Genomic DNA, 19,524 nt, shown 5'->3' on the forward strand with positions numbered 1-19,524 from the left:
GCAGGGTTTTTGTCACTGCCACGCCGCAGAGGGCACTGAAAGGAGACGCGGCACTGCCTGTGACCCGCCGTCAGCAGGGAACCGTACCGGGACCGGCCGGGAACCACGGGGTCACTGCGGCCGCAGAAAGTGAGGGTAAATCATCGGCGACCGCTGACGGTGGCGCAGCGTGTCAATGAGCAAGGGTAAGAGAACCTGTGGCAGAAACCAATCAACGAGTTAACCGCAATAGGATGGATTATGAATATAAACGATGATGTCGTGACGTCGGGGGCTTCCCCGCAACAAAGTAATCATTCTGTCAATGAAACGCTGGAGGACTATACCTTACGTTATGCTCCTTACAGTTTCAGACGCTGGGGCAGCCTGACGGTTGCCATTACGGCGCTGGGCGGAATTGCTTATCTGGCAGATTTCTCCATCGGGGCCAGTATCAGTCTTTCCTACGGAACAACCAATGCGCTGCTTTCCATTCTGTTTGCGGCGATCATTATTTTCCTGACGGGGATACCGTTAGCCTATTACGCTGCCCGTTATAATATCGATCTCGATCTGATTACCCGCGGCGCAGGATTTGGTTATTACGGCTCGGTGGTCACCAGTATTATCTTTGCCAGTTTTACCTTTATATTCTTTGCCCTGGAAGGATCTATTATGGCCCAGGGGTTACAGCTGGGGTTAGATATTCCCTTATGGCTGGGGTATTTATTATCCACCGTGCTGGTGATCCCTTTAGTGATTTACGGGATGAAAGTCTTAACTAAACTGCAGATCTGGACGACGCCCTTATGGCTGGTGCTGATGATTGGGCCGGTCCTTTACCTGGTCTGGAAACAACCGGATCTTCCGCGACAGTTTATGGCCTTTGCGGGGCAGCAGGGCAAAAGCGGCATTAATATGTCTTCTGTGATGCTGGGGGCCGGGGTCTGCCTTGCGCTGATTATGCAGATTGGTGAGCAGATCGACTATCTGCGTTTTATGCCGGCAAAAACGGCTAAAAATAACAAAACCTGGTGGCTGGCCGTGATTTCTGCAGGCCCGGGCTGGGTGATCCTCGGGGCCATTAAACAGGCCATCGGCGCCTTCCTGGGGTTCTATCTGCTGACGCTCACGCCCGGGATTAACAGTACCGAACCGGTCCGGCAGTTCAGCGCCGCTTTCCACGATATGCTGCCTGGCGGAGCTGCGCTGACACTGGCCGTGATCCTGGTGATTATTTCCCAGATTAAAATCAATGTGACCAATGCGTATTCCGGTTCTTTGTCCTGGACCAGTGCGTACACGCGGATACGCAAACATTACCCGGGGCGCATCGTCTTTGTACTGGTTAACCTGGCCATCGCACTGGCGCTGATGGAAGGGGATATGTTCTCTGTGCTGGGCAATATCCTGGGCTTTTATTCCAACTTTGCCATCGCCTGGGTCACCGTGGTTGCGACCGATATTGCCGTCAATAAATACCTTCTCAGGCTCTCTCCTAAGCAGCCTGAATACCGCCGGGATATGTTGTATAGCGTCAATCCGGTGGGAATGGTCTCATTCCTTGTGGCTGCCGGGCTGTCTATTGCGGCATTTTTCGGTCTGCTGGGGACGTTTCTGACCTCTTACTCACCGCTGATTGCTCTGGTGGTGGCGGCGGTGATGACACCGCTGATGGGGCTGCTGACGCGCGGGAAATTTTATATTAAAAACACCTCGGATGGCATCGAAGAGCCCCGTTATGATCACGACGGGGCACCGGTCGGCACCGTCTATTCCTGTGTTGCCTGCGCCCAGCCTTACGAGCGTCCGGATGTGCTCTTTTCCCGCCAGCATCAGGGCGTGATCTGCTCGTTATGTAAAACCCTGGAGTAGCCCCGGTAACCCCCTCCGACCGCTGATCATCAGGGACGATTATCAGCGGTTATCTGCAAGGATTACCGCCATGCGGAACCCGTTAAGTCACTGGCTTTCTGCAGGGCGGCATCACCGGAAGTACACCGAAAAGCCCCGCCGTTGGCAGGCTGCCCTGATTCAGCGCGTTTTTTATTTTCTGTCATGCCATGGCTTACCACTCTGCCTGGTCGCGCCATTTTTGCCGGCACGGTACGGCGTTTTCCGGAGCCGGCAGCCAGCGCAGAATCATCTCTGTCAGCGATTCTGTTGCCTCAGGAATTAATCTCGCGGTCAGATAAAAACTCACGACGTATGGCGGGGGATGGCAGGCACATTAAAACGCTAATATGGCCGTACCCTGGTTTTCCCGGCCCGGTCTGTGTTTATCCTTCACTGACCGAAGGTTCACCGGCGGAAAAAGGAACGTCCCGTATCACACCGGTCCTCACCGCCTTTAAGACAACGAGCGCGGGCCACTCAGGCTTTGAAAACGTTTGTCTGATGCCATTCGATAAATTTATCCGCGGGCCAGTAGGCCTTATTGCCGGGCAGCAGCAGTTTTTTCCCTTCGAGGTCCCGGAAAAGACGGTCTACCATGGGGCTGCGATTGATGCCGCCGGAGATACGGATGGTAAGATGTTCATCGACCCCGATTGCGCCTCTGTCGAGTGCCGAATGGTGTACCGAACACAGCGCCAGTCCGTTACTGACCTCGCACGGGCCACCATACTGTTTCCAGCGGATATGTGCCGCTTCCAGCCCGACCAGCGCCCCATCCAGTCGCAGGTTATAACCGCACACAGCACATTGAGAATGGTATGCCCGCAACACACTCTCGCGGAAACGCGGGTCGCGTGTTTTCATCAGCGTCATAATATCAAAGCCTAACTGATCGGCGAGTACCTGCTGCAGACTTTCCGGAAAGCGTTCCGTCAGAATATTTTGTGCCAGCTTATCGATCATTGCCGGGTTTTGATTCAGTGCCCGGAAACTCTCCTCATCAAAGCCCCCGCTGACCTGATGTTCTGTCAGTTCACGTTTTAAAGGCTGGGTATTACCTTTGCGCGGTTTACAACGTTCGGCATTTTCCAGGCACCAGAAGCTTTCTGTCCTCAGTCGCCAGAAAGGCATGTTCGGGTAATAATCCCGCCGTTTCGGGCCAAATTCCTGCAGTAACTGCGTCAGTGGCTGCTGGATCTCGTCACCATAATTAAACAGCCTGTGATGGCCTTTTTTATATTGCGATAATACATACAGTATCAGCAGAGGTTTATGGGGCGCACATTGGTCACCTTTCCGCCAGACAGCGACATCGGCAATGGCCTGGTTCAGGATGTGATATGAGGTCATAGTCATTCGTCACAGCTCAGGGGGATAACGAGCATGCACGTAACCCGGAGAAAATTCAATATTCACCCGGCGGCGGCAGGCCATCATCGTTAATCAGGCGGGTCTCCGGGGCTGGGGAGATCAGTCACCGCCGCCGGCAGACAGGCAGACAGGAAGACAGACAAACAGGCAGGCAGGCAGATAAACAGACAAACAGACAAACAGACAAACAGGCAGACAAACAGACAGACAAACAGACAAACAAACAGACAAACAGACAAACAGACAAACAGACAAACAGACAAACAGACAAACAGCCAGACAGACAAACAGGCAGACAGACAAACAGACTGACCGCCAGCCAGAGATCTGCCGGTGGCAGTCCCGCGGGGATGCCGGGACAGAAAGCCATCTCCCGGTTTCAGGACATCGCGGGGACAGGGTTTGATAATAGGGTCGGGGAGTTGTTTATTCCGCCATTAACGACAGTGCAACTTCCGCCTGCCGTGATCGGCCGGGAAGCTGCGCTGCATATTATTGAAGGACGTACCGGTGGGGGCTGTAAGCGGCTTCACTGCCCGCTACTGATCCGCAGTTCCGCCTGAGGACGGTTAACTCAGTGACCAGAGCGCGCCGCTCATCAGCACGGCCTTACCGCCGGCAGCGTACAGTGAAAGTTCCCGCTCTCCGGGCCGCGGATAGATTCGGCTACTGAGCACCGCCTCGCCATCATTGACGAAGACTTCTGCCGAAGACATGTCCAGAAAGATCCTCAGCGACAGGGACTCCCCGGGGGGTAAAGCAATACTGCGATAACCGTCGATCGCCTCCTCCGGACTGTGACGCCACAGCACCAGCCGGCCTGCCTGATTATCGACATATAACTGCAGGCTGCTGCCGAGTCTGAGTCCGTAATGTTCGGCCTCGCTTTTCCGCAGGCCCCACTGTAGCGTGACTTCCACTGCCTGCGCGTTATCCTGTAATACGCGGGTTCCGGTGATCTCCCCGGCAGGGATTGCCTGATGTGAACCGCGCAGGGTCTCCGCTTCCTGCACCGGCCGCTGGATCAGTTTCCCTTCATGTTCGGAAAGTTCACGGGCCAGCGTCAGGCAACCGGACCAGCGCTCTTTTTTGGAGGGCATGGGGGATTCCCACATATCCATCCAGCCAATGATCACGCGCCTGCCGTCACCGGCCGTAAAGCTTTGCGGCGCGTAAAAATCATGGCCATTATCCAGCTCGGTAAAAGGGCCGGAGGGGATAAAGTCACTGCCCGGAGACCACTGACCCGGGATGACCCCGCTCTGAAACAGGTTACGTTTGTGGTAGCCTTGCGGTGACATCCCCTGCGGGGAGAACATCATATAATGGTGTTTGCCGAGAGCGAAAAGATCCGGACATTCCCACATATAGGTTTCACCATCATCGGCCTGGCCGAGTACGCGATCGAAGGTCCATTCACGTAACGAACGGCCACGGTAAAGCAGGATCTGCCCGATATTGTCCGGAGTTTTTGCCCCGACCACCATCCACCAGTGGCCGTCCTGCTGCCAGACTTTCGGGTCGCGGAAATGCATAATCCCTTCCGGAGGCGTTAACACGACCCCCTGTTTCACGAAATGCACGCCGTCCCGGCTGGTGGCCAGGCATTGTACCTGACGGATTTCAGCATCATTGCCTTCTCCCGCCAGCCAGACATGGCCGGTATAGATCAGCGAAAGGACACCATTATCGCTGACGGCACTGCCGGAAAAACAGCCATCTTTATCCTCATCATCGCCCGGCGCCAGGGCGATAGGTTCATGATGCCAGTGCACCATATCTTCGCTGGTGGCATGTCCCCAGTGGATCGCTCCCCAGTTCTCATTCAGCGGGTTGTGCTGATAAAACGCGTGGTAGCGGTGGTTAAACCAGATCAGGCCGTTGGGGTCATTCATCCATCCCGCCCGGGGGGCGAGGTGATAATGCGGGTAAAAAGTGTTACCACGATGATCGCACAGCTCTTCAAGCGCCTTCTGCGCCTTATCCGGACGGGATTGAGTCATATTCAATATCCTGATTCAGTAAATTCACCTGATTGTTAACGTTAACTATGACAAAGATAAAGCCGCTAAGTTTGCTTTTTGTGATGTTATTCGCAAATGTTAACGTTAACCATCCGGATTTGTGATCGAATATGCATATTGCCGATAATTCGCAACGAATTTCGCATAAAGCAGTTTATCAATGTGCTTATGCAGCATAAGCACAGGATAAAAACATGTCAGTGAAAGTGTGGGTGTTAGGGGATGCGGTGGTGGATCTGTTACCGGAGGCCGATGGCCGCCTCCTGCCGTGTCCCGGCGGAGCGCCGGCCAATGTGGCCGTGGGTATCGCCAGGCTGGATGGACGCAGTGGTTTTATCGGCCGGGTGGGGAGTGATCCTTTCGGTGCCCTGATGCAAAAGACTCTGCAGGCGGAGGGCGTGGATACCGCTTACCTGACTGAAGACGAAGGGCACCGGACGTCGACCGTCCTGGTGGCACTTGAACAGGGCGAACGCTCATTCACCTTTATGGTTCGTCCGTCTGCCGATCTGATGCTGGAAAAAACCGATCTTCCCCGATGGCATCGCGGTGAGTGGTTACATCTCTGTTCGATTGCTCTGTCGGCGGAGCCCTCACGCAGCAGTGCATTGGCCGCAATGTCAGCACAACGGGACGCCGGCGGATTTGTCAGTTTTGACCCGAATATTCGCCAGGATCTCTGGCCCGATACCCGGCGATTACAGGAGTGCCTGCAACAGGCGTTACAGCTGGCCGATGTGGTCAAACTTTCAGAAGACGAACTCACCTTTATCAGCGGAGAACCGCTCAGCGATCGGGGTATCCGCACGCTGGCGGCAGAGAATGATATCCGGTTATTGCTGGTCACCCGCGGAGCCGACGGGGTGGCGGTTTTTTGGCGGGGGGAGGTCCGCCATTTCCCGGGCAGGCCGGTGACCTGTATCGACAGTACCGGGGCCGGGGATGCCTTTATGGCCGGTTTACTGGCCTGGCTGGCGGCGCGGGGCTTTCCGGAAAACGAAGAAGAATTACAACAGATGATCGACCAGGCCCAGCGGTGTGGTGCGATAGCGGTGACGGCAAAGGGGGCGATGACGGCACTGCCCCGTCGGCAGGCATTGACTCAGGGAAAGTAACAGCCAAACCGCGCTTCCCGTGGACAGTATCTCCATTTTATTAACGACAGGCAGGTGATTATGACGCTGAATATCCCCTTCAGAAATGCGTACTATCGTTTTGCATCCGGTTACTCGTTTCTCTTTTTTATCTCCTGGTCATTATGGTGGTCGCTGTATGCCATCTGGCTGAAAGGGCATCTGGGGCTGTCCGGTACCGAATTAGGGACGCTGTACTCCGTTAACCAGTTCACCAGTATGCTGTTTATGGTGGTCTACGGCATTATTCAGGACAAACTGGGCCTGAAGAAAACGCTGATCTGGTGTATGGGGATCGTGCTGCTCCTGACCGGGCCGTTTATGATTTATATTTATGAGCCGTTGCTGCGAACCCACTTTTCGGCGGGCCTGGTGCTGGGCTCACTCTTTTTCGGTCTGGGGTATCTGGCCGGTAGCGGCCTGCTGGACAGCTTCACCGAAAAAATGGCCCGCAGTTTCCACTTTGAATACGGGACGGCCCGTGCCTGGGGATCTTTCGGTTACGCCGTCGGGGCATTTTTCGCCGGTATCTTTTTCAGTATTAATCCGCATATTAATTTCTGGCTGGTGTCGTTATTCGGTCTCGCATTTATCGCGATCAATTTCCGGGTGAAATTTCAGCCTCAGCATTGTGTGACCACCGGGGAAGGCCGCGTCAAAAAAGAGGATTTCCTCGCGGTGTTTAAAGATCGCAATTTCTGGATCTTCGTGCTGTTTATTGTCGGGACCTGGTCCTTTTATAATATCTATGACCAGCAATTGTTCCCGGTCTTTTATGCCGGCCTGTTTGAATCCCGTGAGGTCGGTACACGGGTTTACGGCTATCTCAACTCGTTCCAGGTCATATTGGAAGCCCTCTGTATGCTGGTGGTCCCCTTCTTTGTGAACCGTGTCGGCCCTAAGAATGCGTTGCTGCTGGGGGTAGTGATTATGATGCTGCGGATCCTGTCCTGTGCGCTGTTTGTTAACCCTTATATTATTTCGCTGGTGAAGTTATTACATGCGATAGAAGTGCCGCTGTGTGTGATTTCAGTGTTCAAATACAGCGTCGCCAATTTTGATAAACGGCTCTCTTCGACGATCTTTCTGGTGGGATTCCAGATTGCCAGTTCCGTCGGGATCATTTTTCTGTCTGCGCCGATCGGGATCCTGTTCGATAACGCAGGCTACCGGACCGTATTCTTCGCCATCTCCGGCATTGTGTTTCTGATGTTGCTGTTCGGGAGGGTATTACTCAGTAAAAAACGGGAATGCCCCGGCGCTGAACCTGCGGCAGCCACCGCGCCCGGAACACTATAGAACCGCGGGATAGCCTGCCGACGAGGTATTCATCCCGATGTATTTGCCGGTAATAACGACCCTGGAGGTCATTGATTACCGGCATTCGGAAGCGAGTACCGATGGCCTCTTTGCCGTAAGTTGCCTCCCGCATAAGCGTGCAATTGCGGGAATGTGGTGAGGCCTCTTATGAGAGGACAATGTAACTGTTAGTGGCTGCTGGCTCTCTGTGTCATCTCTCTGTGAAGAGCAGGCTGACGATTATAGCCAAATAAATAATAGAAAAGAGTTAGCATACCGATCCATCCTAACCCGACAACGACTGCCCCGCGTAATTCAGGTTGCATTAGCATGATAATTAATACACCAAACATAAACAGCAGTGCCAGTATGGAGCTCAGTGGATATAACGGAACCAGCAGAAGAGTTTTTGCCTTATCCTGAGCGGAAAGCCCGGCACGAAACCTGAGCTGAGAGAACAGGATGATGATCCAGGTCCAGATGGAGGCAAAGGTAGATACCGCACTTAACCAGACAAAGACTTCCCCGGGGGCAAGGTAATTCAGTGCTACTCCGATAAGCAGCATGATGACAGAAAAAGTAATGGCAGGCACCGGGATACCTCGTTTGTTAATCTTTTTGAACACCGGTAGTGCATGACCTTGTTCTGAAAGATTTAACAGCATACGACCTGTGCTGAAAATACCGCTATTGCAGGACGAAAGCGCAGCAGTAATCACGACAAAATTAATAATTCCGGCAGCTGAAGGTATACCCATTTTTTCAAAAGTCATTACAAAAGGACTGCCCTGGGTACCAAGTTCATTCCACGGGTAGATAGACATTATGATGAATAAAGCGCCGACATAGAAAATAAGGATACGCCAGAAAACAGTATTAACAGCTTTACTTATTGTTTTCTCAGGTTCTTTAGCCTCTCCTGCTGCAATTCCTAACATCTCAATACCGCCGTATGAGAACAGGACGAGCGGCAGGGCCATCAGGAGACCACTCACACCTGCCGGAAAAATGCCACCGTGAAGCCATAAGTTATGGATACCGGTAGCAATACCATGATTCCCTAATCCGAAAATAATCGCACCCAGACCAGAAATGATCATTAGTATAATGGTGACAATCTTTATCATCGCGAACCAGAATTCAAATTCACCGTAAAATTTTACTGAGAAATAGTTAACGCTGGCCATAATAATGAGAGCCGAACATGCCCAAATCCAGTTAGCCACATCGGGAAACCATACATGCATATAAATCCCGACAGCAGTAATTTCTGCCATACAGGTGACTATCCACATAAACCAGTATGTCCAGCCGGTAAGGTAACCCGCCAGTGGACCCAGAAAATTCCTGGCATAGCGGCTAAAAGAACCTGACACAGGGTTAGTGATTGCCATTTCACCAAGAGCCCGCATGACGATAAAAATAGCCAGACCACCCACCAGGTAGCCAATCAGTATGGAGGGACCTGCTATTTTTATTGCAGTGGCAGATCCAAGAAATAATCCGACCCCAATGGCAGCCCCCAAAGCCATAAGACTAAGGTGACGTCCTTTTAGTCCGCGTTTTAGTTCACCTTGTTGCATAGAAATACATCTCCTGCTTATCGGTTATTGAGTCAATGTGTTTTATATAAGTAAGGTATGAGTTACTGACAGGGGGTTTCTGAAGCAAGATATAAGCCAGGTATGATTAATTGATTAGTAATATAAGTAATTAATTCCAAGGTGGTTGTGTTATTTTTTGGCTACTTATTGAGTTCTAAGGTTTTTTGTTTTTTTAAAGTTTAACCGAGGGTGGTTTGTTTTTTTCTTTGGTTTTGTTTTATGTCTGATAACTTTTTATATTGCACTCAAATGGTGATTTATAGTTTATTTTGGTGCATAATCTTTCTGTTTTTATTTTATTCAAACGCAAGTTCACCCTTTATTTTAAATAGAGAGTGTTTATTTTTAATTATAATTTGAGTGAATGATACCATGTGTTCGGATATTCCATGATAGTTTCTATTCAGATTATTGTTGCTATAATCAGAACGCACCTTACCCCTTGGCTTGGGTGAAGTCATCCCCTGAACAGCGTGCTGAGTATCTGTTGCAGTAATTTATTTACACCACTCCCCAGCTGTCGTCCGAGTCGTGTGATAATGTGGGTTTGCGTTGCGGAGAAAAAGTTATGATGTAATGGCAATGCAACCAGTTGTTTATCCGCCACTTCTTTTTCGACCATAAAGCTGGGTAACAGGGTGAGCCCACCATCTCTGGCATAGGTTTTCAGCAACATAAGATTATTACATACCAGGGTCGGATCAAGACTAATACCAGTGTCTTCCTCAACGACAGTGACTATCTGCCGAATACCATGTGAAACTCTTGTCAATGCAATTCGGTATTGTGTCAGGGTATGCATCTCAATCCGTTCATTTACACATGCTATCGGATGTTCAGGATGCGCGATAACGCATAACGGATGGATAAATGATTGGTGAGAGCGGAGCTTTGTATCGCGCGCGGGGTTAAAGAGAATTCCGATATGGGCCTCATCTTCTGCGATAGCACGGATAACCTCATTACTTCCGCAGACCTCAACCTGAATGCGTATACCAGGATAGCGGCAGGAGAATGCAGAGATAATAGTAGATACACTTTCTATATACCCCTCTCCGATCGCCAGTGTAATGCTTCCCGAGTGTAGCCCGCGTAAGGATTGCAATGAATCCAGTAGCAATTCCTGCTGTGCAACATGCTGGTGATGATATTCTAATAGCCTTTCTCCCGCCTCTGTCGGGTTTATTCCTCTGCGATGTCGTTCGATTAATGGTGTAAATAACTCCTGTTCCAATTGTGAGATTTGGCGGCTGACTGCCGATGGCGCTACATTCAGATAGTCAGCCGCTGCTCTCACACTTTTAAGCCTGACAGCTTCGAACAAGTATTTAATTCTGTGGTCATTGATTCCGCTCATAACACCCCTTATCTGTGTTGCTTCAAGCGCAACAAACTATAGAATTTGTGAATATTGTATGAAATTAACACTGAAGTCTATAGTGTGGTTAACTTTTATCTGAGAGGTTTGATGATATGTTATGGGACTTAATTCGGGAACAGGCTGTGGGGATGTTAAGCATTAATCCACGACTGTCTGATTACCTCAATTCTTACATTCTCGATTTTGACGATTTCAATGATGCTCTGGCATTCCATGTAGCAGAGCATCTGGGTAAACAAGTCCGTCAGATTGATATTAAATGCTGGTTCTCAGAAGTTCTCGCTGCAAACCCTTCAATTTACCAGGCCACTGAAAAAGATATTTTAAAATTAGTTACCGTTAATCCTGCATGTCCGGATGAATTAACCGGGTTATTAACTTCCCGTGGAATAATCGCAGCGGCAGCACAACGCATTTCTCACTGTATTTATCTGACGGGGGATGTGCGTAGCGCAGCTTTGGTACAGAGTTGGATTGCTTTGCAAATGAATATTGATATTCATCCTGCCGCAGTCTTAGGTGCCGGGTTATTTATTGACCATGGGATAGGGATTGTGATCGGTGAAACGGCCATCGTCGAGGATGATGTCAGCATCTGGCATGGCGTCACTTTGGGCAGCACGCTCAGAGAAGCAGGTGACAGGCATCCAAAAATAAGAAGGGGCGCTCTGCTATGCGCCGGCTCGTCGGTGCTGGGCAACATTGAAATCGGCGAAGGCGCGATAGTTGCTGCAAATGCAGTCGTCACGAAAACGGTTCCCGCAAAAGTTATTGTCGCCGGGTGTCCCGGTAAAGTACTGGGAGCAGTCCCGGATGAGCTGAATACTCTTACATCAAAGACAGTTAAAAATAAGGAATTTTCATGACAGTCCCGAACCAGAAACGTTTCGGTATCGATCATCCTTTGGTTACCGTCAAAGACCATGCGAGTGCGCTTGAAGGGTATATGAAAATGGGATTCGCACCTTCTCCCGTCAGTTATCACCCGTGGGGTACGGTGACATCGCTTATGATGTTTCCGGATAATTTTATTGAACTTATCGGTGTTGATGACCCTGCTAAATTCGGAACGAATGCTGTTGATGGATTTTGTTTCGGACGCCAGCTGGACTCCTTCCTCTCACGGGATCAGGAAGGAATTTATCTTGTTGCTCTACATAGTAAAAATGCCAACGCCGATGATGAATTTCTCCGAAATCAGGGATTAGAAGGGCAAGGGAGGATCGATTTTCGACGTAAAATGACTCTTCCGGACGGGACTCCTGATGAAGCTGTGGTTTCGCTGGGACTGTTTGTTGATCCAGAACTGCCGGATGCCTCAAACTTTATCTGTCAGCAACATAGACCTGAACTTATATGGGTACCTGGCTGGCAGAACCATCCGAATGGCGTCAATGGCATCACGGCAGTGACCTACCTGGCAGAACCTTCCGAGCTGTCCGGGCGGTGGCGGGCTATTTACGGAGACCGCGTCACCTTAGATGACGGGGTTCTGACTGCCGATACCGGATGCGGAATTCTTCGTGCGATGAATGCCGCTACAGTAGAACGTTACTACCCGGGCATTCCCTTACCTTCCGGAAAATCTAATGAGCCTCACGGGATAGCTATCTCTATGAGCACGAAAACACCCGATGTGCTTAAGGAAATATTGACGTTACAAAATATACCCTTCACGACGATCAATGGCAGCATCGTGGTTGCTCCGGAATGGACAGGTAATGTCATTTTCGAATTCCATGAATATTAATAAACAGGGGGAAGTATGTCCGGAAATATCGGTGTCATTGGATTAGGTAATATGGGTGCAGGTATGGCATCCACACTGCATAAAAAAGGTTTTTCTGTCATTGGTTACGATCTATCTGAACAGGCAAGAGGCCGTCTGCAGGAAAAGGGGGTTTCTTGTGTTGATAGCTGTGAAACATTATTAAAACAGGTCAGTATTGTCATCCTTTCCTTACCTAAATCTGAGCATGTTGAAGCTGTCTGTCTGAAGGAGGGCGGGATTGGCACGTATGGTCAGCCAGGCTTAATTGTTATCGACACAACGACTTCTACCCCGGAAGTCAGTCGGCGGGTAGCCTGCTGCCTCAAAGAAAAAGGGATAGGGTTCGTTGATGCGCCTGTCTCTGGCGGTCCGGCAGGTGCTGCCGCCGGAACGATGGCAATGGTTATTGGGGCAGAAGATGAACAACTGAATAAAATTATGCCGGTTTTAAAGGCAATGAGCAGCACTCAAATTCATATTGGCAGTTGCGGTGCAGGTAATGTTGCAAAAATTGCTAATAATTTGCTTTGTGCGACTCATCTAATTGCTACGGCAGAAGCCCTCTCGATGGCAGCAAAAGCCGGGGTCGATCCGCAAAAAGTGTTGAACGGTATCAATGCCGGTTCGGGGAGTAGTTCGGTCAGCAAAGTCTCGTTTGAAAAATGGATCCTGAATAAAGCTTATGATTCAGGATTCACAATGGCGTTGATGCGTAAAGATGTCGGGCTGGCAAACACGCTGGCTGAACAGTTAGACCTTCATTTACCGCTATCTTCTTTTGTCGGTCAGCAGTGGCATAAAAGTATTGCCACTATTCCGGATAATGAAGACTTCAATTATATCGTTACCCAGACAGATGAAAGTCTATTTTCCCGTGGAGAATAATCTAATGAATAATGAAAGACTTCAGCAATTACTTGCCAATTACTTACCCGCAGAATACGGTGTTGCCAGTTTAGTGGGGGGGCAATTTATTCGTGGTAACGGTGAAATAATCAGAGTCCGGAAAGCACATGATGGTAGTGAGCTTTATTCATACCGCGATGCAGATGAAACATTAATCCCTCAACTCGCCGATGCCACAAAAAATGCCGGTACCGCCTGGTGGGCGCTGACCGCTCAGGCCCGGGGGCGGATAATGTATCAGATTGGAGCGGAGGTTCGTAAGGAAGCTGCCAATATCGCAGAAATTGAAGCCATTGCTTCAAACAAGCCGGTCAGGGATGCTATCGGTGAAGTACAGAAAGTCGCAGAGATGTTTGAATATTATGCCGGCTGGACAGATAAACTCCATGGAGAAGTGATTCCTGTACCTACCACACATCTTAATTATGTCACTTATGAACCTCTGGGGACAGTTTTGCAAATCACTCCCTGGAACGCTCCTGTGTTTACAGCGGGCTGGCAGATAGCACCTGCAATTGCTGCAGGGAATGCGGTGATCCTTAAGCCGTCAGAACTCACATGTTTAACCTCTTTGGTACTGGGCGTTCTGATCGAAAAGGCTGGGGCACCAAAAGGCCTGGTCAATATTGTTGCAGGATATGGACATACTATAGGCCAGTCACTCATTGCAAAAGCACCTATCCGTAAGGTTGTCTTTGTCGGTTCTCCTGCTACCGGACGTCATATTGCTGTAGCCGCAGCGCAACGTTGTATTCCTGCGGTGCTCGAACTCGGGGGGAAATCGGCCAATATTATTTTTGATGATGCAGATTGGGATAAAGCATTGCGCGGAGCCCAGGGAGCCATTTTTGGTGGGGCAGGGCAGAGTTGTGTTTCCGGCTCCCGGTTACTTATCCAGGAAAATATTTATCATATGTTTGTAGCAGATATGGCGACAGCCTCTGCAAAATTTAAAGTCGGTAATCCGGAAGACTCTGAGACTCAGATTGGCCCGATTAATAACGAAAAACAATATAAGCATGTCTGTAATATGCTTAATAAAGCCAAAAATGAAGGCGCTGTAGTTGCCGGAGAATTTACTGTTCCGGTACCGGACTCTGAGGGGTTCTATATTAATCCAACGATTCTGACAGGGCACAATGACATGTATGTCGCACAGGAAGAAATTTTTGGGCCAGTCGTTGTTGCAATCCCTTTTAAGGATGAAGCCGATGCTATCCGGATCGCTAACGAAAGCCGTTTTGGTCTGGCCGGGGCTGTATGGACGAAGGATGTTGGTCGGGCTCATCGTGTTGCGAAGCAAATTAAAGCAGGGACTTTCTGGATTAACGGTTATAAAACTATCAATGTCAGTTCACCTTTCGGAGGATACGGCGAGAGTGGATACGGGCGTTCTTCCGGGCTTGAAGCCTTGCGGGAGTATAGTGAGGTTAAAAGTGTTTGGGTAGAAACTGCTGAAAACCCGCTGGTTAATTTCGGCTACGGGGCACAGGAGAAATAAACCCATGACAATCCCCACAGAACTTATTGCCGAGGCAATTTCCTGGAGACATGAATTTCATGCTAACCCTGAACTTGCCTATGAGGAATACCGGACATCGGCACGAATTGCTGAGTTACTGAAAAGTTTTGGTCTGGAAGTGAAGGTCGGGATAGGGGGGACCGGTGTTGTAGGTACGCTTCGTCATGGTCAGGGGCCATCCGTGGGTCTCAGGGCTGATATTGATGCCCTGCCTCTTGACGAGTTAGGGAGTATTTCTTATCGCTCCCTGACGCCAGGATGTATGCATGCGTGTGGTCATGATGGACATACGGCCATATTACTGGCTACTGCAAAATTGTTAAGTGAAACGCTGGATTTTCATGGCACGCTATATTTTATTTTCCAGCCAGCGGAAGAGGGGCTTGCCGGGGCGAAAGCGATGATTGACGATGGTCTGTTTACTGACTTCCCGATGGACAGTATCTATAGTTTGCATAACTGGCCAGGTCTCGATGTCGGTTACGCCGGCATCAATGAAGGCGCGATGATGGCTTCGCTGGATACCTTCGATATAACAATCACAGGTAAGGGATGTCATGCAGCGATGCCTGAATGCGGGACAGATAGCATATTGGTTGCAGCTGAGCTGGTCCAGCGATTGAATACGATTGTTTCGCGTCAGTTATCGCCGTTATCAAATGCCGTGCTGAGTATTACCCAGATACATGCCGGAGATGCATACAATATCTTACCTGAGAAGGTTGTCCTCCGTGGCACTGTACGATGCCTGCAACCAGAAACGCGTGAAGTGATTGAAAATTTAATAAGTAAGGCAGTAGCTTCAGTAGAAAAACAAGGAGAGGTCAGTACGCATTTCTGTTTTACCCGGGGGTATCCTGTAACACTTAATCACAGCAAAGAAGCAGATAACGTCCGTAAAGCGGTGATCATGGCGCGTGGTGAGTCGCGGGTTCGCTGGAATATACATCCATCTATGGCCTCTGAAGATTTCTCTTACATGCTGGAGAGCTGTAAAGGGGCTTATTTTTGGTTGGGAGCCCGGGGAGAAGATGTGAGCACTCATTATCCATTGCACAGCCCGTATTATGATTTTAATGATAATATTATAGAAGATGGTATTGCTATCTGGCAGGCCCTGGTAAGCAACCTGCTCAGTAAAGTATAAGACTTTATTCTTATGCCTAAGGGTTTGTGTATTTGATAAATGCCATGTGAAAACATAAAAAATAACATTAACTACGTTAATTTCTGTATTTTTGCATAAGGAAGGTGATTTCGTCAGGGAGGGAACCCTTTGTTCTGTTTTTTCGTGTTTTGTTTATAATATTACCTTATGCATTTACTTGTGTTCTGATTTTAGCAACAAACGAACTCCCTGGCTCGATTGTTATTTATTACCCTCTCACGTAGCTTTTATAAATGTTAAATCTTATTGATGCACGCTACGAATATAACGTGACGACCCAGGTCGGGGGGGAGATAGTAAATGACTCATTTGGTTTGTAATCGATTAAATGCTTCTAAGCATCTTTCAACTTCGTTTGTTCTTTTTTGTTGGGCAGTTGTGGTTTTGGTTATCTCTGAATTAATAGGTCCTGTTGCTTTTAATATTCTCAGTATTAAATTCATGCTCCTCCCTATGATTTGGGCTCTGATCGCAGGCGCACTGGTTGGAATTGCAGGAAACAAATTTAAATATCCTTTACTTATCAGAACAGAACACCAAAATCTGGCATCTGAATTATTACAGCCAGCATTGCTTTTTTTTACGGCTAAACTCGGGTTGGTAGTAGGGCAGGAAATTCCTGTAATTATTTCAGCAGGATGGGCTCTGTTATTTCAGGAGTTTGGTCATTTCCTGGGGACTATCATACTTGGGATGCCATTAGCATTATTGTTAGGTATCAAACGGGAGGCAATTGGAGCAACCTTCTCTGTCGGGCGTGAACCTAATTTAGCAATTATTAGTGAAAGATATGGGATGAACTCTCCTGAAGGAAGAGGAGTGATGGCTGAATATATTACAGGCACTTTACTCGGTTCTGTTTTTATTTCAATTGTGGCAGGTATTATGACCAGCCTGCACTTATTCGATCCCCGCTCACTGGCCATGGCATCCGGGGTGGGATCCGGAAGTATGATGGCTGCCGCTTCAGGAACAATTGCAGCACAATCAGATGCGAAAAGTGCTCAAGATATTATGGCATTGGCTGCAGCATCTAATCTCATAACCAGTACTTTCGGGACATATTTCACTCTATTTATTTCATTACCACTCGCCATTTTCGCCTATAAATTTCTTGAGCCTATATTAGGGCGGGGTAGCCGTATAGATGAAAAGAATAGCCAGTTAAGTGAGAGTGAGAATCTCCTGCAGGGAAACACTAAACTGTCATGGAGATGGAAAATACTGGCCTGGAGCATGACAGCGGTTCTGTCCTTACTTTCAGGGTTTATCGGGTCGCATCAGGTATCATTGACAATGGTTGTGGGGTGTTTACTTCTGGTAATTATTTCAATACTTGGGGATTGTATTTATATTTTATTAAGAGGGAAAATCCCATCTGTTTGCATAGTTTCTTTAATTGCAATGTTGATTACTTCGCCATGGTGCCCATGGGCAAAATATATTTTATCATTTACCGGAAGTCTAAATACATTGTTTATCATAACACCAATGTTAACTCTGGCCGGTTTATCGATAGCACGAGATTTATCTGAGTTCAGGAAGCTTGGCTGGAGGATAATTGTAGTGTCCTTAATGTCTAACCTGGGTACTTTCGTTGGTTCTGCTGCCATCGCTGAAATCTTTCTCTAGTTACTGTGGAGAGTGAATGACTCAGAATGAGATACCCTCGACATATTTTGAGGGTATCTCATTAATTTATTCAGCTAAATCCCAAAAAAGTCCGGTCATTATCTGCAAACCTTCCTGAATTATTGTTGTGAGTAAATGCTCATCCGGAGCATGTTGTGCACAGGAAGGGTAGGAATGAGGGATCCATAATGTGGGTAAACCCAGTACGTCAGAAAACGCAGCATTAGGTATTGAACCCCCAAGGTTTGGCAGGATTGTAATTTTTTTGCCCAGGCTGTCTTCCATAGATTTTTTTGCCCGTGTCACCCAGGAGTTATTTTGATTCAATCGGGTTGCCTGCATAAAGTGTGACTTATCTTCATACAGGGTGATATCATCAACCCCCTCTTTTTTAAGTGTATTTCGGATGGCGGGGAGGAATTTTAGAGGATCACTTTCTGTGACATAGCGGATATGGCAGTAGGCTTTAGCTGATCCTGATATTGCATGTGTGGGGGTAACCGGGTTACCTGAATACAGTGCCAGAACACTGAATGAGTTCCAGCCATAGAGTTTTTCACTCAGACTGAGTCCTGGTTCTCCCCATTGTTCAAAAATTTCGGGTGAGCTGTTTGAAACTGATGGGCGTATTTCTATGCTACTCAAAGAAGACTTCACATCTTCAGGTATTTCTTTGGGTTTTAATTCCTGTATTTTTATTTTACCATGATGATCCACGATACATGAAATAGCGTTTGATAATATAATTCCCGGGTCTTTTATAATTCCACCCCAATTTCCGGAGTGGAAGTCCTTATCTCTTAGGTTTACTTCCATACAAAAATTAAAAACACCACGAGACCCTAAGTATAGTGTAGGAATGTTAGCGGCTATCCGGGGCCCATCAGAAGCAATAAAAACATCTGCCGCAAGATTTTTTTTGTTTTCGGAGCAAAAATCTATAATTCCTGGAGAGCCACTTTCCTCTCCCATTTCTAATAGTATTTTTATGTTCAGTCCTATACTTCCTTTTTTTAATTCAATTATTGATTTAAGGGATAATATGTTTATAAGATGCTGGCCTTTATTATCTGCAGTTCCACGGCCATAGATTTTATTATCTTCTGATGAAATACTCCATGGCGAGCGCCCATCCCCCCAGCGTTCATCCATTCCATATATGACATCGCCATGTCCGTACAGTAGTATTGTGGGTAGTTTTTCATCTTCGAAACGATGACCTACCATAAATGGAGGTTTACCACTGACAGGGTTTTCATAAGATTTGCATACAAAATCCATATTAGTAAGCAGTGGTATCATGAATTCATTAATATAGGCATATAAATCTGTTTGGTTTTCTTCTGCCTGACTGAGCGTTCTCATATTCACTGCCTGAGAAAGGATTTTTAGGAATTCTCCATTTTCATAGTATTCCATAATGTAATTAATTGCATCTTGTTTTTTCATTTTATTGACATCCGAATGTTGATATTGATTTCTATTTTATATTTTTTAAAATGTTGAACGTCATATTATTTTTTTATGGGCTGGATTTTAAATGATTTGCACTTAAGGTTATTGAAGGAACATGAATTTTACATACCATATAAGTTATGTTATTCTGTTTTTTACCTCTCCCAGTGATACTTCCCATTGTTTTTTAACGGATGTTTTAAAAATTCTGTTATATCTGTTATATCTGTTATATCTGTTATATGTGTTATATCTGTTATATCTGTTATATTTGAGAAAAAGTATAAGATAAGGATATTCGCGGATAGATGATATAGTTAAGCGAAAAATTAATTTAGTGTTTTCTGCCTCTGTAAGCTCCCTGTCTGCCTGATATTGACCAC

General features: G+C 47.8%; 14 protein-coding genes and 1 pseudogene. 10 read left to right on the plus strand and 5 right to left on the minus strand.

Annotated elements, in window-relative coordinates; all coding sequences use genetic code 11:
- Window positions 1-240 precede the first annotated feature (240 nt).
- Window positions 241-1,854: a cytosine permease gene (locus tag JK223_RS08250; RefSeq protein ID WP_249213534.1), complete on the plus strand. Its 1,614-nt coding sequence runs from the start codon at window positions 241-243 to the stop codon at window positions 1,852-1,854.
- Between the two features lie 498 nt (window positions 1,855-2,352).
- Here JK223_RS08250 and JK223_RS08255 read toward each other — a convergent pair whose 3' ends face one another.
- Complete coding sequence (locus JK223_RS08255; protein WP_212713809.1) at window positions 2,353-3,225, minus strand: phosphorothioated DNA-binding restriction endonuclease; 873 nt, start codon at window positions 3,223-3,225, stop codon at window positions 2,353-2,355.
- Between the two features lie 401 nt (window positions 3,226-3,626).
- Here JK223_RS08255 and JK223_RS16920 point away from each other — a divergent pair.
- Window positions 3,627-3,809 (plus strand): annotated as a pseudogene (locus JK223_RS16920) (transcriptional regulator); the annotation flags it as partial.
- Window positions 3,810-3,815: 6 nt separating this feature from the next.
- Here the strand turns inward: JK223_RS16920 and JK223_RS08260 are convergent.
- Window positions 3,816-5,249, minus strand: coding sequence for a glycoside hydrolase family 32 protein (locus JK223_RS08260; protein ID WP_212713711.1), 1,434 nt, complete (start codon window positions 5,247-5,249; stop codon window positions 3,816-3,818).
- A 215-nt stretch (window positions 5,250-5,464) separates the two neighbouring features.
- Between JK223_RS08260 and JK223_RS08265 the strand changes: the two genes are divergently transcribed.
- Together JK223_RS08265 and JK223_RS08270 are read left to right on the plus strand one after the other, a co-directional pair.
- Window positions 5,465-6,385 (plus strand): aminoimidazole riboside kinase, encoded by a 921-nt coding sequence (locus JK223_RS08265; protein WP_212713712.1) that lies wholly within the window; start codon window positions 5,465-5,467, stop codon window positions 6,383-6,385.
- Between the two features lie 60 nt (window positions 6,386-6,445).
- Entirely contained in the window at window positions 6,446-7,702 is a 1,257-nt protein-coding gene (locus tag JK223_RS08270) for an MFS transporter (protein ID WP_212713713.1), read from the plus strand.
- A 188-nt stretch (window positions 7,703-7,890) separates the two neighbouring features.
- Here the strand turns inward: JK223_RS08270 and JK223_RS08275 are convergent, their stop codons facing one another.
- Complete coding sequence (locus JK223_RS08275) at window positions 7,891-9,285, minus strand: amino acid permease (protein WP_212713714.1); 1,395 nt, start codon at window positions 9,283-9,285, stop codon at window positions 7,891-7,893.
- 478 nt (window positions 9,286-9,763) lie between these two features.
- On the minus strand, window positions 9,764-10,663 hold the full coding sequence (locus tag JK223_RS08280) for a LysR family transcriptional regulator (RefSeq protein WP_212713715.1): 900 nt from the start codon (window positions 10,661-10,663) through the stop codon (window positions 9,764-9,766).
- Between the two features lie 116 nt (window positions 10,664-10,779).
- On the opposite strand from JK223_RS08280, the gene JK223_RS08285 reads away from it, so the two are divergent.
- The 6 genes from JK223_RS08285 (at window position 10,780) to JK223_RS08310 (ending at window position 17,686) form a co-directional block, all read left to right on the plus strand.
- A complete protein-coding gene (locus tag JK223_RS08285; protein ID WP_256437081.1) occupies window positions 10,780-11,553 on the plus strand; it encodes a hypothetical protein in 774 nt (257 codons plus the stop codon).
- A complete protein-coding gene (locus JK223_RS08290; protein ID WP_212713717.1) occupies window positions 11,550-12,437 on the plus strand; it encodes a VOC family protein in 888 nt (295 codons plus the stop codon). Before JK223_RS08285 ends, JK223_RS08290 begins: the two co-directional genes overlap by 4 nt.
- 15 nt (window positions 12,438-12,452) lie before the next feature.
- Window positions 12,453-13,343, plus strand: a complete 891-nt coding sequence (locus JK223_RS08295) for an NAD(P)-dependent oxidoreductase (protein ID WP_212713718.1) — start codon at window positions 12,453-12,455, stop codon at window positions 13,341-13,343.
- Window positions 13,315-14,865, plus strand: a complete 1,551-nt coding sequence (locus tag JK223_RS08300; protein ID WP_212713719.1) for an aldehyde dehydrogenase family protein — start codon at window positions 13,315-13,317, stop codon at window positions 14,863-14,865. The genes JK223_RS08295 and JK223_RS08300 overlap by 29 nt, the downstream gene beginning before the upstream one ends.
- Before the next feature lie 4 nt (window positions 14,866-14,869).
- Complete coding sequence (locus JK223_RS08305; RefSeq protein WP_212713720.1) at window positions 14,870-16,033, plus strand: amidohydrolase; 1,164 nt, start codon at window positions 14,870-14,872, stop codon at window positions 16,031-16,033.
- Window positions 16,034-16,354: 321 nt separating this feature from the next.
- A complete protein-coding gene (locus tag JK223_RS08310) occupies window positions 16,355-17,686 on the plus strand; it encodes a DUF3100 domain-containing protein (RefSeq protein WP_212713721.1) in 1,332 nt (443 codons plus the stop codon).
- Between the two features lie 66 nt (window positions 17,687-17,752).
- Here JK223_RS08310 and JK223_RS08315 read toward each other — a convergent pair whose 3' ends face one another.
- Window positions 17,753-19,135, minus strand: a complete 1,383-nt coding sequence (locus JK223_RS08315) for a M20/M25/M40 family metallo-hydrolase (protein ID WP_212713722.1) — start codon at window positions 19,133-19,135, stop codon at window positions 17,753-17,755.
- Window positions 19,136-19,524: the final 389 nt, after the last annotated feature.

The sequence above is a fragment of the Tatumella sp. JGM118 genome, assembly GCF_018257515.1.
Classification (GTDB): Bacteria; Pseudomonadota; Gammaproteobacteria; order Enterobacterales; family Enterobacteriaceae; genus Tatumella; species Tatumella terrea.

Excerpts from the sequence above, each read along its gene's own strand:
- JK223_RS08310 (WP_212713721.1), top strand. The coding sequence starts at position 16,355 with ATGACTCATTTGGTTTGTAATCGATTAAATGCTTCTAAGCATCTTTCA.
- JK223_RS08255 (WP_212713809.1), bottom strand. The coding sequence starts at position 3,225 with ATGACCTCATATCACATCCTGAACCAGGCCATTGCCGATGTCGCTGTC.
- JK223_RS08270 (WP_212713713.1), top strand. The coding sequence starts at position 6,446 with ATGACGCTGAATATCCCCTTCAGAAATGCGTACTATCGTTTTGCATCC.
- JK223_RS08250 (WP_249213534.1), top strand. The coding sequence starts at position 241 with ATGAATATAAACGATGATGTCGTGACGTCGGGGGCTTCCCCGCAACAA.
- JK223_RS08275 (WP_212713714.1), bottom strand. The coding sequence starts at position 9,285 with ATGCAACAAGGTGAACTAAAACGCGGACTAAAAGGACGTCACCTTAGT.
- JK223_RS08290 (WP_212713717.1), top strand. The coding sequence starts at position 11,550 with ATGACAGTCCCGAACCAGAAACGTTTCGGTATCGATCATCCTTTGGTT.
- JK223_RS08260 (WP_212713711.1), bottom strand. The coding sequence starts at position 5,249 with ATGACTCAATCCCGTCCGGATAAGGCGCAGAAGGCGCTTGAAGAGCTG.
- JK223_RS08280 (WP_212713715.1), bottom strand. The coding sequence starts at position 10,663 with ATGAGCGGAATCAATGACCACAGAATTAAATACTTGTTCGAAGCTGTC.
- JK223_RS08295 (WP_212713718.1), top strand. The coding sequence starts at position 12,453 with ATGTCCGGAAATATCGGTGTCATTGGATTAGGTAATATGGGTGCAGGT.
- JK223_RS08315 (WP_212713722.1), bottom strand. The coding sequence starts at position 19,135 with ATGAAAAAACAAGATGCAATTAATTACATTATGGAATACTATGAAAAT.
- JK223_RS08300 (WP_212713719.1), top strand. The coding sequence starts at position 13,315 with ATGAAAGTCTATTTTCCCGTGGAGAATAATCTAATGAATAATGAAAGA.
- JK223_RS08305 (WP_212713720.1), top strand. The coding sequence starts at position 14,870 with ATGACAATCCCCACAGAACTTATTGCCGAGGCAATTTCCTGGAGACAT.
- JK223_RS08265 (WP_212713712.1), top strand. The coding sequence starts at position 5,465 with ATGTCAGTGAAAGTGTGGGTGTTAGGGGATGCGGTGGTGGATCTGTTA.
- JK223_RS08285 (WP_256437081.1), top strand. The coding sequence starts at position 10,780 with ATGTTATGGGACTTAATTCGGGAACAGGCTGTGGGGATGTTAAGCATT.